This is a genomic window from Arsenicicoccus sp. UBA6765, from assembly GCF_002453335.1.
Classification (GTDB): domain Bacteria; phylum Actinomycetota; class Actinomycetes; order Actinomycetales; family Dermatophilaceae; genus Arsenicicoccus; species Arsenicicoccus bolidensis.
In genome coordinates, this window is record NZ_DKGR01000017.1 from 225345 (window position 1) to 241128 (window position 15784).

The 15784-nt window shown below is 69.8% G+C and carries 11 protein-coding genes and 1 tRNA gene; 1 reads left to right on the plus strand and 11 read right to left on the minus strand.

Features of this window, described 5'->3' with window-relative positions:
• Positions 1 to 45 precede the first annotated feature (45 nt).
• The 11 genes from B4K29_RS04055 to B4K29_RS04105 all read right to left on the minus strand — a co-directional run bounded on the left by B4K29_RS04055 (position 46) and on the right by B4K29_RS04105 (position 14514).
• Positions 46 to 3930: a DNA-directed RNA polymerase subunit beta' gene (locus B4K29_RS04055; RefSeq protein ID WP_286966449.1), complete on the minus strand. Its 3885-nt coding sequence runs from the start codon at positions 3928 to 3930 to the stop codon at positions 46 to 48.
• 174 nt (positions 3931 to 4104) lie between these two features.
• The gene (gene rpoB, locus B4K29_RS04060; RefSeq protein ID WP_019286364.1) at positions 4105 to 7590 is read right to left on the minus strand and encodes a DNA-directed RNA polymerase subunit beta; all 3486 of its coding nucleotides are present in this window, start codon (positions 7588 to 7590) and stop codon (positions 4105 to 4107) included.
• Between the two features lie 443 nt (positions 7591 to 8033).
• Entirely contained in the window at positions 8034 to 8426 is a 393-nt protein-coding gene (rplL, locus tag B4K29_RS04065; RefSeq protein ID WP_019286365.1) for a 50S ribosomal protein L7/L12, read from the minus strand.
• Positions 8427 to 8489: 63 nt separating this feature from the next.
• Positions 8490 to 9098, minus strand: coding sequence for a 50S ribosomal protein L10 (gene rplJ / locus B4K29_RS04070; RefSeq protein WP_019286366.1), 609 nt, complete (start codon positions 9096 to 9098; stop codon positions 8490 to 8492).
• Positions 9099 to 9338: 240 nt separating this feature from the next.
• Complete coding sequence (locus B4K29_RS04075; protein WP_286966450.1) at positions 9339 to 10373, minus strand: hypothetical protein; 1035 nt, start codon at positions 10371 to 10373, stop codon at positions 9339 to 9341.
• A 109-nt stretch (positions 10374 to 10482) separates the two neighbouring features.
• Positions 10483 to 11202, minus strand: coding sequence for a 50S ribosomal protein L1 (gene rplA, locus B4K29_RS04080; RefSeq protein ID WP_286961524.1), 720 nt, complete (start codon positions 11200 to 11202; stop codon positions 10483 to 10485).
• 116 nt (positions 11203 to 11318) lie between these two features.
• Positions 11319 to 11759, minus strand: coding sequence for a 50S ribosomal protein L11 (gene rplK, locus B4K29_RS04085; protein WP_029211252.1), 441 nt, complete (start codon positions 11757 to 11759; stop codon positions 11319 to 11321).
• Between the two features lie 93 nt (positions 11760 to 11852).
• Positions 11853 to 12728 carry a transcription termination/antitermination protein NusG gene (gene nusG / locus B4K29_RS04090; protein ID WP_286966452.1) on the minus strand — a complete coding sequence of 292 codons (876 nt, stop codon included), beginning with the start codon at positions 12726 to 12728 and terminating at the stop codon, positions 11853 to 11855.
• A 78-nt stretch (positions 12729 to 12806) separates the two neighbouring features.
• Positions 12807 to 13055, minus strand: a complete 249-nt coding sequence (gene secE, locus B4K29_RS04095) for a preprotein translocase subunit SecE (RefSeq protein ID WP_029211254.1) — start codon at positions 13053 to 13055, stop codon at positions 12807 to 12809.
• 34 nt (positions 13056 to 13089) lie between these two features.
• Positions 13090 to 13162 (minus strand) — tRNA-Trp (locus B4K29_RS04100).
• Positions 13163 to 13308: 146 nt separating this feature from the next.
• A complete protein-coding gene (locus B4K29_RS04105; protein WP_286966453.1) occupies positions 13309 to 14514 on the minus strand; it encodes a CapA family protein in 1206 nt (401 codons plus the stop codon).
• Positions 14515 to 14689: 175 nt separating this feature from the next.
• Here B4K29_RS04105 and B4K29_RS04110 point away from each other — a divergent pair, with 175 nt between their 5' ends.
• Entirely contained in the window at positions 14690 to 15721 is a 1032-nt protein-coding gene (locus tag B4K29_RS04110) for an adenosine deaminase (RefSeq protein WP_037214661.1), read from the plus strand.
• The last annotated feature ends 63 nt before the right edge of the window (positions 15722 to 15784 follow it).

Consider the following 15784-nt stretch of genomic DNA (forward strand, 5'->3'; position numbering starts at 1 on the left):
CGGCTCCCAGAAGGAGCCGGCCCGCGCCGTGGACGTCAGCGACGATCAGTGGGTGTCGAAGCCCAGCGTGATGTCGTCGAGACGGATCGCCTCGCCCGACCCCGGCCCGAAGGCCGTGTAGTCGAACTGGTCGTAGCCCGGCATGGAGTACATCGCCGCCTTGGCCTCCTCGGTGGGGTTGACCTTGACGTTGCGGTACCGCGGCAGGCCCGTCCCGGCGGGGATGAGCTTTCCGAGGATGACGTTCTCCTTGAGGCCCAGCAGCGGGTCGCTCTTGGCGTGCATCGCGGCCTCGGTGAGGACGCGCGTCGTCTCCTGGAAGGACGCCGCCGAGAGCCAGGACTCCGTGGCCAGCGAGGCCTTGGTGATGCCCATGAGCTCGGGACGACCGGAGGCGGGCTTGCCGCCCTCGGACACGACGCGACGGTTCTCGGACTCGAACCGGCCACGCTCGGCGAGCTCGCCCGGCAGCAGGTCGGCGTCGCCGGCCTCGATGATCGTCACGCGGCGCAGCATCTGCCGCACGATGACCTCGATGTGCTTGTCGTGGATCGACACACCCTGCTGGCGGTAGACCGCCTGGACCTGGTCCACGAGGTGCATCTGCACCGCGCGGGGCCCGAGGATGCGCAGCACCTGCTTGGGGTCGATGGCGCCCTGGACGAGCTGGGTGCCGACGGCCACGTGGTCGCCGTCGCCGACGAGCAGGCGCGAGCGCTTGCTGACCGGGTAGGCGTGCTCGTCGGTGCCGTCGTCGGGCACGAGCACCACGCGACGGGCCTTGTCGGTGTCCTCGATCTGCACGCGGCCGGTGGCCTCGGCGATCGGGGCGACACCGCGCGGGGTGCGAGCCTCGAAGAGCTCGACCACACGGGGCAGACCCTGGGTGATGTCGTCACCGGCCACACCACCGGTGTGGAAGGTACGCATCGTCAGCTGCGTGCCGGGCTCACCGATCGACTGGGCCGCGATGATGCCGACGGCCTCGCCGATGTCGACGAGCTTGCCGGTGGCCAGCGAGCGGCCGTAGCACTTGGCGCAGGTGCCGACGCGGGACTCGCAGGTGAGGACCGAGCGGACCCGGACCTCCTCCACGCCGGCCGCGACGAGCGCGTCGATGACCACGTCACCGAGGTCGATGCCGGCCTCGGCCAGCGTCTCGCCCTCGTGGACGACGTCCTCGGCCAGGGTGCGGGCGTAGACGCTGGACTCGACGTCCTCGTGCTCGCGCAGCGAGCCGTCGGCGCCACGGACGGCGATCGGCATCATCAGGCCGCGGTCGGTGCCGCAGTCGTCCTCACGGATGATGACGTCCTGCGACACGTCGACCAGACGACGGGTGAGGTAGCCCGAGTCCGCGGTACGCAGAGCGGTGTCGGCCAGACCCTTGCGGGCACCGTGGGTGGAGATGAAGAACTCCAGCACGGACAGACCCTCGCGGAAGTTCGACTTGATCGGCCGCGGGATGATCTCGCCCTTGGGGTTGGCCATCAGGCCACGCATGCCGGCGATCTGGCGGAGCTGGAACCAGTTACCACGAGCACCCGAGTTGACCATGCGGAAGATCGGGTTGTCCCGCGGGAAGTTGGCCTCCATCTCCTTGGAGACCTCGTTGGTCGCCTGCTGCCAGATCTCGATGAGCTCCTGGCGGCGCTCGTCGTCGGTCGTCAGACCGCGCTCGAACTGGAGCTGGACCTTGGCGGCCTTGGCCTCGTAGCCCTCGAGGATCGCCTCCTTGTTGGAGGGGGTGACCACGTCGGAGATGGCGACCGTCGTGCCCGAGCGCGTGGCCCAGTGGAAGCCGGTCTCCTTGAGCGCGTCCAGCGAGTTGGCGACGAGCACCTTGGGGTAACGCTCCGCGAGGTCGTTGACGATCGCGGACAGGCGCTTCTTGTCGACCGGCTCGTTGACGAAGGGGTAGTCCACGGGCAGCGTCAGGTTGAAGATCGCGCGACCCAGCGTCGTGTCGAGGACGAAGTCCCCACGACCCTCGGCGCCGAGCTCCACGCCCTCCGGCAGCTCCTGGCCCATCGGCGGGACGGTGTCCTGCAGCCGGACCTTGATGGGCGAGCCCAGCTCGATCTCGCCGGCGTCGAAGGCCATGCGGGCCTCGTCCGCCGTGCGGAAGGCACGGCCGGCACCCTTGCCGTTCTCGACCTCGGAGGTGAGGTGGAACAGCCCGATGATCATGTCCTGGGTGGGCATGGTCACGGGACGGCCGTCGGCCGGCTTCAGGATGTTGTTGGAGGACAGCATCAGGATGCGGGCCTCGGCCTGGGCCTCGGCCGACAGCGGCACGTGCACGGCCATCTGGTCACCGTCGAAGTCGGCGTTGAACGCGCCGCAGACGAGCGGGTGCAGCTGGATGGCCTTGCCCTCGACGAGCTGCGGCTCGAAGGCCTGGATGCCGAGGCGGTGCAGCGTGGGCGCACGGTTGAGCAGCACGGGGTGCTCGGTGATGACCTCTTCGAGGACGTCCCACACGACCGGGCGGGCGCGCTCGACCATGCGCTTGGCCGACTTGATGTTCTGCGCGTGGTCGAGGTCGACCAGACGCTTCATCACGAACGGCTTGAACAGCTCGAGCGCCATCTGCTTGGGCAGACCGCACTGGTGCAGCTTGAGCTGCGGGCCGACGACGATGACCGAACGGCCGGAGTAGTCGACGCGCTTGCCGAGGAGGTTCTGACGGAAGCGGCCCTGCTTGCCCTTGAGCATGTCGGACAGCGACTTCAGCGGACGGTTGCCAGGACCCGTGACCGGGCGACCACGGCGACCGTTGTCGAACAGCGCGTCCACGGCCTCCTGGAGCATGCGCTTCTCGTTGTTGACGATGATCTCGGGCGCACCGAGGTCGAGGAGGCGCTTCAGGCGGTTGTTGCGGTTGATGACGCGGCGGTAGAGGTCGTTGAGGTCCGACGTCGCGAAGCGGCCACCGTCGAGCTGCACCATCGGGCGCAGGTCCGGCGGGATGACCGGGACGCAGTCCAGCACCATGCCCGTGGGGCTGTTGCTGGTCGTCTGGAAGGCCGTGACGACCTTGAGGCGCTTGAGGGCGCGGGTCTTCTTCTGCCCCTTGCCGGTGGCGATGATCTCGCGCAGCAACTCGGACTCGGCGTCCAGGTCGAAGGTCTCCAGGCGCTTCTGGATCGCCGCGGCGCCCATGCCACCCTCGAAGTACAGACCGAAGCGGTCACGCATCTCGCGGTAGAGCATCTCGTCGCCCTCGAGGTCCTGGACCTTGAGGTTCTTGAAGCGGTCCCAGACCTGCTCGAGGCGCTCGATCTGCACGTCCGCACGCTTGCGGATGGCGTTCATCTCGCGCTCGGCGGAGTCCTTGAGCTTGCGCTTGACGTCGGACTTGGCACCCTCGGCCTCCAGGGCCGCGAGGTCGGTCTCGAGCTTCTTGGCGCGGGTCTCCACGTCGGCGTCACGACGGTTGACGTGCTCCTTCTTCTCGACCTCGATCTGCGCCTCGAGCGACGGCAGGTCGCGGTGACGCGACTCCTCGTCGACGGAGGTGATCATGTAGGCCGCGAAGTAGATGACCTTCTCGAGGTCCTTCGGAGCCAGGTCGAGCAGGTAGCCCAGGCGGCTCGGCACGCCCTTGAAGTACCAGATGTGGGTGACCGGGGCGGCGAGCTCGATGTGGCCCATCCGCTCGCGGCGCACCTTGGCGCGGGTCACCTCGACGCCGCAGCGCTCGCAGATGATGCCCTTGAAGCGCACGCGCTTGTACTTGCCGCAGTAGCACTCCCAGTCACGGGTGGGGCCGAAGATCTTCTCGCAGAAGAGCCCGTCCTTCTCCGGCTTCAGGGTGCGGTAGTTGATGGTCTCGGGCTTCTTGACCTCGCCGTGGGACCACTGGCGGATGGAGTCCGCCGTGGCGAGGCCGATACGCAGCTCGTCAAAGAAGTTGACGTCGAGCACGTGTGTCCTTCTCTCGTCTTGCGACTGATTCAAAGTCTGTGGGTCTGAACGGTGTTCGTGGCCGACCCCGGGTCGGGGCGGCGATCGATGTCGTGCGGGTCTCGGCCGTATGGCGGGCGCGGCTGCTCGGCCGTGCGGCTGGGCAGCCGCGCCTCGTCATACGTCACGAAACCGTCAGACCTCCTCGACGCTGCTCGGCTCGCGCCGGCTCAGGTCGATGCCGAGCTCCTCCGCCGCGCGGAAGACCTCCTCGTCGGCGTCGCGCATCTCGATGGTGTTGCCGTCGCTGGACAGGACCTCGACGTTGAGACACAGGGACTGCATCTCCTTGAGGAGGACCTTGAACGACTCCGGGATGCCCGAGTCGGGGATGTTCTCGCCCTTGACGATCGCCTCGTAGACCTTGACGCGGCCGGGGACGTCGTCGGACTTGATGGTGAGCAGCTCCTGCAGCGTGTAGGCGGCGCCGTAGGCCTCCAGGGCCCACACCTCCATCTCGCCGAAGCGCTGGCCACCGAACTGGGCCTTACCACCGAGCGGCTGCTGGGTGATCATCGAGTACGGGCCGGTCGAGCGGGCGTGGATCTTGTCGTCGACCAGGTGGTGGAGCTTGAGGATGTACATGTAGCCCACCGAGACCGGCTCGGGGAACGGCTCGCCGGAGCGGCCGTCGAACATGCGGGACTTGCCGGACTCGCCGACCAGGCGCTGCCCGTCGCGGGTCACGTTGGTCGACTCGAGCAGACCCTTGATCTCCTCCTCCTTGGCGCCGTCGAACACCGGCGTGGCCACGCGGGACCCGGCGGGGGCCTCGTGGGCGTCGGCCGGGATGCGGACGGCCCACTCGGCGCCCTCGGGGACGTTCCAGCCGCGGCTGGCCGCCCACCCGAGGTGGATCTCCAGGATCTGACCGACGTTCATGCGGCCCGGCACACCCAGGGGGTTTAGCACGACGTCGACCGGCGTGCCGTCCTCCAGGAAGGGCATGTCCTCGATCGGCAAGATCTTGGAGATGACGCCCTTGTTGCCGTGACGACCGGCGAGCTTGTCGCCGTCGGTGATCTTGCGCTTGTTGGCGACGTAGACGCGCACCAGCTGGTTGACGCCCGGGGGAAGCTCGTCGCCCTCCTCGCGGTCGAAGACCTTGACGCCGATGACCGTGCCGGTCTCGCCGTGCGGGACCTTCAGCGACGTGTCGCGGACCTCGCGGGCCTTCTCGCCGAAGATCGCGCGCAGCAGCCGCTCCTCCGGGGTCAGCTCGGTCTCACCCTTGGGCGTGACCTTGCCGACCAGCAGGTCGCCGTCGCGGACCTCGGCACCGATGCGGATGATCCCGCGCTCGTCCAGGTCCGCCAGGACCTCCTCGGAGACGTTGGGGATGTCCCGCGTGATCTCCTCGGCGCCCAGCTTGGTGTCGCGGGCGTCGACCTCGTGCTCCTCGATGTGGATCGAGGACAGGGTGTCGTCCTGCACCAGGCGCTGGGAGAGGATGATCGCGTCCTCATAGTTGTGGCCCTCCCACGGCATGAACGCCACGAGGAGGTTCTTGCCCAGGGCCATCTCGCCGCCGTCGGTCGCGGGACCGTCGGCGATCACCGAGCCGACCTCGAGCCGGTCGCCGGCGCTGACGATGACGCGCTGGTTGTAGCAGTTGCCCTGGTTGGACCGGGAGAACTTCATGATCCGGTAGGTCTGGTAGGACCCGTCGTCGTTGGCGACGCTGACCAGGTCGGCCGAGACCTCCTGGACCACGCCGGGCTTGGTCGCCAGGACCACGTCGCCGGAGTCGAGCGCCGTGCGGTGCTCCATGCCGGTCCCGACCAGTGGGGACTCCGAGCGCACCAGCGGCACGGCCTGACGCATCATGTTGGAGCCCATGAGCGCGCGGTTGGCGTCGTCGTGCTCCAGGAACGGGATCAGCGCCGTGGCGGCCGACACCATCTGGCGCGGGGACACGTCCATGTAGTCGACGTCCGCGGCCGGCACGAAGTCGACCTCGCCGCCCTTGGTGCGGACCAGGACGCGCTCCTCGGAGAAGCGACCGTCCGCCTCCATCGGGGCGTTGGCCTGCGCGATGACGAGCTCGTCCTCCTCGTCGGCCGACAGGTAGTGCACCTCGTCGGACACGACGCCCTCGTTGACCTTGCGGTAGGGGGACTCCACGAAGCCGAACGGGTTGATCCGCCCGTAGGACGCCAGCGAGCCGATCAGACCGATGTTGGGACCCTCAGGGGTCTCGATCGGGCACATGCGGCCGTAGTGCGACGGGTGGACGTCACGAACCTCCATGCCGGCACGGTCACGGGACAGACCACCCGGGCCCAGCGCGGACAGACGACGCTTGTGCGTCAGGCCGGACAGGGGGTTGTTCTGGTCCATGAACTGCGACAGCTGCGAGGTGCCGAAGAACTCCTTGATCGAGGCCACCACGGGGCGGATGTTGATCAGGGTCTGCGGGGTGATCGCTTCGACGTCCTGCGTGGTCATGCGCTCGCGGACGACGCGCTCCATGCGGGACAGGCCGGTGCGGACCTGGTTCTGGATGAGCTCGCCGACGTTGCGCAGACGGCGGTTGCCGAAGTGGTCGATGTCGTCGACCTCGACGCGCACGTCCACGGCCTCGCCGCCACGCGAGCCCGGCAGGGTCGCGTCACCGTTGTGCAGGGCCACGAGGTACTTGATCGTCGCGACGACGTCATCGATGCGCAGGACGGACTCGTCCAGACCCGCCTCGATGCCGAGCTTCTTGTCGATCTTGTAGCGACCGACCTTGGCCAGGTCGTAGCGCTTGGGGTTGAAGTAAAGGTTGTCCAAGAGAGCCTGGGCGGCCTCCTTGGTCGGCGGCTCGCCCGGGCGCAGCTTGCGGTAGATGTCCAGCAGCGCGTCGTCCTGGCCGGCCGTGTGGTCCTTCTCCAGGGTCTGGCGCATCGACTCGTACTCGCCGAACTCCTCGAGGATCTGCGCCTCGGTCCAGCCCAGCGCCTTGAGCAGCACCGTGACCGACTGCTTGCGCTTGCGGTCGACGCGCACGCCCACCATGTCGCGCTTGTCGATCTCGAACTCCAGCCACGCGCCACGGCTCGGGATCACCTTGGCGGAGTAGATGTCCTTGTCGGAGGTCTTGTCCGGGGTCCGCTCGAAGTAGACGCCCGGGGAACGCACCAGCTGGGACACCACGACACGCTCGGTGCCGTTGATGATGAACGTGCCGCGCTCGGTCATGAGCGGGAAGTCACCCATGAACACCGTCTGGGACTTGATCTCACCGGTGTTGGTGTTCATGAACTCCGCCGTCACGAACAACGGGGCGGAGTAGGTCATGTCCCGCTCCTTGCACTCCTCGATCGAGTGCTTCTCCTCCTCGAACCGGTGGTTGCGGAACGAGAGGGACATGGAGCCGGAGAAGTCCTCGATCGGAGAGATCTCCTCGAAGATCTCCTCCAGACCGGAACGGTTGGGGACGTCGTTGCGACCGGCGTCCTTCGCGGCGGCCACACGGGCCTGCCAGCGCTCGTTGCCGAGCAGCCAGTCGAAGCTCTCCGTCTGGAGCGCCAGGAGGTCCGGGACCTCCAGCGGCTCCTTGATCTTTGCGAAGGACAGACGACCGGAAGCCGTCTGAGCAGTGGACACAGTCTGGGTCGCGGGTCGCGAGGCAGCCAAGGATGGTCCTTCCACGGGCCTGGAGCTATGGAGTCGAAGCGAGCACGTGCCGCACGTCCACCAGGACGCGGGGCTATGAGGCAGCGCAAAGCGACAGCATAGTACAAGACGCCACCCTGCGTCCAGCCCGACTCCCCCGGGCCCAGGACCACGGACCTCACCGCCGGGGACACGGGCCTCACCGCCGGGGAGGCGGATGCCCCATCACTATGGGCGTGGCCTGGGACGGCGTCAAGGGCAACGCCCCGCGACGCGCCGATCGTTACCCCGATCGCCGCAGGCTGGCACACCCCGTGGGGATGGCGGACCGCCCGCGTGCGTGGCCGCCGTGAGCAGCGGCAGCACCGCCACCGCGCGCGCACCACGACGAGGCGGGTCGCATCCCGGGGGATGCGACCCGCCTCGTGAGGTGGATCAGTGGCCGGACGTCATCCGGCCCGAGATCACTTGAGCTCGACGGAAGCGCCGGCGCCCTCGAGGGCAGCCTTGGCCTTCTCCGCGGTCTCCTTGTTGACACCCTCGACGACCGGCTTCGGGGCGCCGTCGACCAGGTCCTTGGCCTCCTTGAGACCGAGGGACGTGAGCGCGCGCACCTCCTTGATGACCTGGATCTTCTTGTCACCGGCGGCGGTGAGGATGACGTCGAACTCGTCCTTCTCCTCCGCAGCGGCGGCGTCGCCGGCACCGCCGGCGGGGGCGCCGGCGGCCGCGACGGCAACCGGGGCGGCAGCGGTGACACCGAAGGTGTCCTCGAACTGCTTGACGAACTCGGAGAGCTCGATCAGGGTCATCTCCTTGAAGGCCTCAAGGAGCTCGTCGTTGCTGAGCTTAGCCATGGTGGCTTCCTTCCTGTCTGTGCCGTGAGTGGCGCGTGCTGGGTACGAGCGGATCCGAACGGATCAGCTCTCGTCGCCACCCGCGGCGACGTCGTCGGTAGCCTCGGCCGTGGCCTCGGCGGTGTCGTCGGCAGCCGGAGCAGCCTCGACGGGGCCCTCCGCCTCGACCTTTGCGCGCAGGGCGTCGACCACGCGGGCCGTCTGCGACAGAGGAGCGGCGAAGAGGTAAACAGCCTTGCTGAGCGAGGCGTTCATGGCGCCCGCCAGCTTGGAGAGGAGCACCTCGCGGGACTCGAGGTCCGCGAGCTTGGTGATGTCCTCGGGGCTCAACGGCTTGCCGTCGAGCACACCGGCCTTGATCACAAGGGCCGGGTTGGCCTTGGCGAAGTCACGCAGGCCCTTGGCCGTCTCCACCGCGTCACCGGTGATGAAGACGATGGCGCTCGGACCACTCAGGTGCCCGTCGAAGGCCGTGATACCGGCCTCCTCGGCGGCACGCTGGGTCAGCGTGTTCTTGACCACGGCGTAGGTTGCGTGCTCACGGATCGAGCCGCGCAGCTCCGAGAGCTGCTTCACGGTCAGACCGCGGTACTCCGTCAGCACGGCCGCACCCGAGTTGCGGAACTTGTCCGCGATCTCGGCGATGGCAGCGTGCTTCTCAGCGGTTGCCATGTGGCCTCCTTCCGTAGCGTGAAGCCGGTGGCCACATGAAAAAGAGCCCCGGCGCAGGCGCACGGAGCTCGAGGTCTCGCCAGGGGCGAGCACGATCGTCGTAGCCTGCGCTGGACGCCCCGTCACGGGACCTTCGTGCCGCTATCGGACCCGAGCAGGACTCGGGGTGATCACGGCAGACCGGCGGTCATTGGTCTCGCCCAGCGTACGGGGCGCCCGGCCCACCACCAAATCGGCTGGTCAGCGCGCTGCGCTGGCGCTGGCGCTGGCGCTGGCGCTGCCGCTGGCGCTGGCGCTGGCGCTGGCGCTGGCGCTGGGCGAGGATGTCGCCGCCGTGCGCTGGGAACCCGGCGCCGGAGCCACGTCGTCGGCAGCCGGCGCCTCGATCGACACCGGCGCGCCCCAGCGGGAGTACTCCGTGCGGTCCACGAGGTCGGACTTCTTGGTGGGGATGGTCGCCGTCACCGACGTGGGCGCACCGGACGCGTCGAGCACCACCACGAGCTTGACCGGCTTGGTGACGGCACCGCGCAGGGCTGCGGGCGCCGACACGGCGTCGAGGTACTGGGTGGCGGGCACCGTGAACGCCACCTGCGCCCCGTCCCCGCGCGGGGTCCGGTCCCCCAGCAGGCCGCCCAGCATGGCGGTGAAGCGAGCGGGGTCGAGGGTCTCGGCCACCCGCGCCTGAGTGCCGAGCTTCTGGCTGATGGCGTCGGTGCCGCTCGGGTCGAGGAGCAGCCACCGACGGACGTCCTGCTTGGGCCTGGCGCCGGGCGTCGCCGCGGGCACGGGGACCTGGACGGTGCCCGCCCCCTTGACCCAGGTGCGGTCGCCGAGGTGGACCAGGGTGACGACGCGTCCGGACGCGTCGACCTCGACCCGCATGGCCTTGGTCCGGGTGTCGACCTGGGCCTTGGCGGCGCCCGCCGGGGTGGTCATCGCCATGCGGACCGAACCCTTGGCTGCGATCAGGTCCTTCATCGTCTGCGCGAACTGGTCACCGGGCACCCCCTCGCCGGACGGCACCGGCTGGGCGTTGGGATCCGGTGTCGTGCCTGCGAGGGACGCGCCGTCGCTGGGGAGGGTGGCCGTGGCGGTCGTCGTCGGCGCCGAGGTCGCCGCCCCCAGCGTGGAGGTCGTCGTGTGGGAGCCCGCGACGCACCCCGACAGCAGCAGCGCCGTGCCGAGAGCAAGGACACCGCCACCGGCGCCCCGCGAGACCCGGACGGGGCCCGCAGGAGGCGTCGGCCGGAGGTCGGGACGGGCAGCGCGCATGATCACCGATCCTAGAGGCCGGGCGGACGGCATACCGGAAGGCTCACCCGGGAAGCGCGAAGCCCGGGCCGACGAGGTCGGTCCGGGCATCGCGGGCTGGAGGTCAGGCTCAGGCCTGGACCTCCTCCTCGGAGGTGAGGTTGCGGGTGCGGTTGGCGTCCAGGGGGATGCCGGGGCCCGTCGTCGTCGCCATGGTCGCCTTGGTGATGTAGCGACCCTTGGAGGCGGACGGCTTGAGGCGCAGGATCTCCTCGAGCGCCGCCGCGTAGTTCTCCACCAGGTTCTTCTCGTCGAAGGAGACCTTGCCGATGATGAAGTGGAGGTTGGCGTGCTTGTCGACGCGGAACTCGATCTTGCCGCCCTTGATGTCGTTGACGGCCTTGGTCACGTCCATCGTCACGGTGCCGGTCTTGGGGTTGGGCATGAGGCCACGGGGGCCCAGCACCTTGCCCAGACGACCGACCTTGCCCATGAGGTCCGGGGTCGCGACGACGGCGTCGAAGTCGAGCCAGCCGCCCTGGACCTTCTCGAGCAGGTCGTCGGAACCGACGAAGTCGGCGCCGGCGGCGCGGGCGGCCTCGGCCTTGTCGCCGTTGGCGAAGACCAGGACGCGAGCGGTCTTGCCCGTGCCGTGCGGCAGGTTGACGGTGCCGCGCACCATCTGGTCCGCCTTGCGCGGGTCGACGCCGAGGCGGAAGGCCACCTCGACGGTCGCGTCGTACGTGTTGGACGCCGTCTCCTTGGCGAGACGGACGGCCTCCAGCGGGGCGTAGAGCTTGGCGTCGTCGATCCTGTCGGCGGCGGCGCGGTAGGCCTTGCTGCGCTTCATGTGCTTCTCCTTCGGGGATGTCGGGTGGCCCGGAGGCTCACCCTGCGGGAGTCGTGGTCGATCGGACCAGCGCTGGTCCTGCCACAGCGGACCCGGTGGGCCCGCAGGTCACGAGCTCAGGACTCGTAGCCGGGGGTGTTGATGCCCATCGAGCGGGCGGTGCCGGCGATGATGCGGGCGGCCATCTCGATGTCGTTGGCGTTGAGGTCGTCCATCTTCTGCTGGGCGATCTCGCGGACCTGGTCGGCGGACAGCGTCGCGACCTTGGTCTTGTTGGGGACGCCGGAGCCCTTGGGGACGCCCGCGGCCTTCTTGATCAGCTCGGCGGCCGGCGGGGTCTTGGTGATGAAGGTGAACGAGCGGTCCTCGTAGACCGTGATCTCGACCGGGATGACGTTGCCACGCTGGGCCTCCGTCGCGGCGTTGTAGGCCTTGACGAACTCCATGATGTTGACACCGTGCTGACCCAGGGCGGGACCGACGGGCGGGGCCGGCGTCGCGGCACCGGCCTGGATCTGCAGCTTGATGAAGCCGGAGACCTTCTTCTTGGGAGGCATGTAGAACTTCCTTGCTGTGTGATGGGCCGACGCCGTGGGCGATGACCCGGTTGCAGGACCGCCGCGGGGTGCCGCGGGGCCGGAGGGCTGCGATCAGATCTTGGCGACCTGGTTGAAGCCCAGCTCGACCGGGGTCTCCCGGCCGAAGATCGACACCAGAACCTTGAGCTTCTGGGTCTCGACGTTGATCTCGGAGACCGTGGCGTCGAGGGTCTCGAAGGGGCCCTCCATGACCGTGACCGACTCGCCGACCTCGAACTCCACGTCCACCGTGGGGCGCGGGGAGGCCGCCTGGCCGGAGCCGGTCTGACCGGCGGTGCCGGACGCGGCCGGGGCCGCGGGCTCCTCGAACTTGGGGGCCAGCATGGTGACGACCTCGTCGAGGCTCAGCGGCACCGGCTGGTGGGTGTGACCCACGAAGCCCGTCACGCCGGGGGTGTGCCGCACGGCTCCCCAGCTCTCGTCGGTGAGGTCCATGCGCACCAGGACGTACCCGGGCATCCGCACGCGGCGGACGACCTTGCGCTGGCCGTTCTTGATCTCGGTGACCTCCTCCATAGGGACCTCCACCTGGAAGATGTAAGGCTCCATGTTGAGGCTGGTCACGCGGGTCTCGAGGTTGGTCTTGACGCGGTTCTCGTAGCCCGCGTAGGAGTGCACGACGTACCAGTCGCCCTCGAGCATGCGCAGGTCGCGCTTGAACTCCTCAAGGGGGTTGACCGCGGGGGCGTCCGGTACGGAGGGCTGCTCCTCCGTGTCGATCGGCTCGACAGGCTCGGCGTCGTCGGCCTCGGCGCCGGCGTCCACGGGGGGCGCGTCCACGTCGGCGGCCTCGACGTCGAGGGCCTCGGTCTCGGTGGGTGCGTTGACGTCGGCCTCGTCCGTCAGGACCTCGGTCGTCTCGACGGGAGCGTCGACGTCGGCCTCGTCGCGGGTGGCGAACGGGTCGTTCGAGGGCTGGTCGGACACGGTGCGGGCCTACTTCCTTGCTGGTGATCGGGCGGGTGCCGCCACGGGGCGATGCTGACCGGAGGGCCGGTCGGGCCGTCAGCTGCCGGCGAACGCCCAGAAGACGAGCTTGCCGATCCCGTAGTCGAGGGCCGCGACGAACAGCATGACCGCGATCACGAAGACCATGACGACCGTGGTGTAGGTGATCAGCTCCTCGCGGGTGGGACGGACGACCTTGCGGAGCTCGTCCAGCACCTGGGCGACGAACAACGCGATGCGCCCGAAGAAGCCACGACGGGACGCGGTGTCGTGCCCAGCACCACCACGGGTGTTGACCTCGCTCACGGCCCCTCGTTTCGTCAGACAATCACGTGATCCGCAGGGCAGGAGGGACTCGAACCCCCAACCGCCGGTTTTGGAGACCGGTGCTCTACCAATTGAGCTACTACCCTTCAGGACGGTTCGAGCCGGCCGGCGCAGCACAGCGACGATCGACGCGGGATCCATCCAAGAGACGAGCATACGTCAGAGGGACGGCCCGAGGCGAACCGACGCGTGAGCCGGCGACCGGCTGTGACGCCGGGCGGACGGCATACGGTCAGGAGCAGCCCTCGCCGCGCGCCCGCCAGGTCTGGAGCGCCCGCTCGCGCTCGGCCCCCTCGAGCAGGACGGGCAGGCCCTGGGTCACCCGGGCGGGGTCGAAGGCCATGGTCGGAGCGCCGGCGTCGCCCGGGACGGTCACCGTCAGGACGCCGGACGCGCGGGTCTCGGCGCTGCTGCCGCTGCCGAAGACGAAGTTGCCGATGCCGTAGGCCACCGCCGTGTCCCCGACGGTCGTCGTCGTCTGCAGCACGTGCGCGTGCGCCCCTACCACGACGGTCGCGCCCGCCTCGGCGAGCGCGGAGTCCGTGAGGACCTGACGAGGCGTCGGGCAGCGCTGCTTCTCGATCCCGGAGTGAAGGTAGACGACGATGACGTCGGTCGGACCGGCGGCGCGGGCCCGACGGACGCCGTCCAGCAGCTTGTCGAAGCCCTCCTTGTCCTTGACCTTGGCCAGACCGGGCTTGCCGGGCCCGGCCTTCCAGTCCAGGTGCGAGTCGAGGACGTCCGTCGCCCCGAACACCACCACCCTGCGACCCTTGACGTCCGTCGACCAGGGCGCCCAGGCCTCGGTGTCGTCCTTGCCCAGCCCCACCATCGGCACCGGGGAGGACGCCTTGGCAGCGAGCATCTGCGTCATGCCGCGGTCGCCGAAGTCCATCGTGTGGTTGTTGGCCGCCGTGACCACGTCGACGCCCTCCTTGCGCAGCGCGCCCAGGATCGAGGGGCCGGTGACGAAGGTGAACGGCTTGGGCTGAGGTCGCAGCCCCGTGCGGTCGGCAGCGACGACCGTCTCGAGGTTGACCATGGCCAGGTCGGCGCGGGCGAGCAGCCGACCGGTGGCGCCGAGGCCCTCGTCGACGATGCGGCCGGCGGACCCGTGGGCCTGGGTGTCGCCCCCGAACGCGAGGGTGATGGGCTGGGCCCCCGGCACGCCCTGGCGCCTGGCACCGGTCGTCGGCGAGGCAGTGGGGGTCGGCGCGACGGTCGAGCCGGCTCCGCCCGCGGCCGAGGTGGCGATGGCGGACGACCGGGCCGCGGGGGTGGCGCCTTCGCGCGCGAGCGTGGCCGGCGTGGGGTCGGGCGGGCCGAAGGCGTCCACGACGGCGAGCCCACCTGCGGTGACGGCGGTCGCGACCACGGCCAGCAGCCCGACCTTGGTGCTGCGGCGGGCACGGCTGAGCAGGGGGTCTGGGCTGGGCATCGGTGACCTCGGTGAGCTCGACGACGGGCGGCGACAGGGTGTGCTGCGCGGCTGGGTGTGGCGGACGCTCCGGGTGGAGCGACCCCACCGTAGGCACAGCCCCCTGCGTCGGCGGCCGCGGCGCGCGGGCGGCCACCGTGGCCGAGCGTTCGCCACCGTCTGTGAGGATGACGACATGCCCCGCCCCCTCGACCAGCTCCCCAAGGCGCACCTGCACCTGCACTTCACCGGGTCGATGCGGCTGTCCACGCTCGCCGAGCTCGCGGCCACCGAGGGCCTGCGGCTCCCCCACGCCCTCGTCGACGAGTGGCCGCCGCGGCTCACCTCGGTCGAGTCGCGCGGGTGGTTCCGGTTCCAGCGGTTGTACGACGCCGCCCGGGCCTGCGTCCGGTCGCCGGAGGCCATGCGCCGGATCGTGCGGGAGGCGGCGCTCGACGACGCCAGCGAGGGGTCGCGGTGGCTCGAGATCCAGGTGGACCCGACGTCCTACGCGCCCTTCTGCGGGGGGCTGACACCAGCGCTCGAGCTGGTCCTGGAGTCGGCGACCGCCGCGGCGGCGGAGTCCGGCATCGGGGTGGGCGTGGTGGTGGCCGCCAGCCGGATCCGCCACCCCATGGATGCCCGGACGCTGGCCCGCCTGGCGGCGCGGTACGCCGGCGAGGGCACGGGTGCGGTGGTGGGCTTCGGGCTGTCGAACGACGAGCACCGAGGCGCGGTCGAGGACTTCGCGCCGGCGTTCGGGATCGCCCGCGGTGCGGGTCTGGCCCTCGTGCCCCACGGCGGCGAGCTGGTGGGGCCGGAGGCCGTCATACGGACCCTCGACGCGCTCCTGCCCGACCGGATCGGCCACGGGGTGCGCGCCGCCGAGGACCCCCGGGTGTTGGAGCGGCTGGCCCGCGAGGGGGTCGCGCTGGAGGTGTGCCCCGGGAGCAACGTCGCCCTCGGGGTGTATGACGCCGCGCCCGCCGTGCCGCTGCGGACCCTGCTGGGCGCGGGGATCCAGGTGGCGCTGGGCGCGGACGACCCGCTGCTGTTCGGGACGCGGCTGGTGGACCAGTATCGCGCGGCGAGAGAGGTGCACGGGCTCGACGACGAGGCGCTGGCGGGGCTGGCGCGCATGTCGCTGCGGGCGTCGACAGCACCGCGCGACGTCGTGGCGCGGGCCGAGGAGGACATCGACGTGTGGCTGGCCCAGCCCGACGGCTGACTCGGTGCTGGTCGGTGCTGGTCGGTGCTGGTCGGTGCGGCGCTGCGTCTGGACGGGGCCTCG

Excerpts from the sequence above, each read along its gene's own strand:
- B4K29_RS04075 (WP_286966450.1), bottom strand. The coding sequence starts at position 10,373 with ATGCGCGCTGCCCGTCCCGACCTCCGGCCGACGCCTCCTGCGGGCCCC.
- rplK (WP_029211252.1), bottom strand. The coding sequence starts at position 11,759 with ATGCCTCCCAAGAAGAAGGTCTCCGGCTTCATCAAGCTGCAGATCCAG.
- B4K29_RS04105 (WP_286966453.1), bottom strand. The coding sequence starts at position 14,514 with ATGCCCAGCCCAGACCCCCTGCTCAGCCGTGCCCGCCGCAGCACCAAG.
- rplA (WP_286961524.1), bottom strand. The coding sequence starts at position 11,202 with ATGAAGCGCAGCAAGGCCTACCGCGCCGCCGCCGACAGGATCGACGAC.
- rplL (WP_019286365.1), bottom strand. The coding sequence starts at position 8,426 with ATGGCTAAGCTCAGCAACGACGAGCTCCTTGAGGCCTTCAAGGAGATG.
- rplJ (WP_019286366.1), bottom strand. The coding sequence starts at position 9,098 with ATGGCAACCGCTGAGAAGCACGCTGCCATCGCCGAGATCGCGGACAAG.
- B4K29_RS04110 (WP_037214661.1), top strand. The coding sequence starts at position 14,690 with ATGCCCCGCCCCCTCGACCAGCTCCCCAAGGCGCACCTGCACCTGCAC.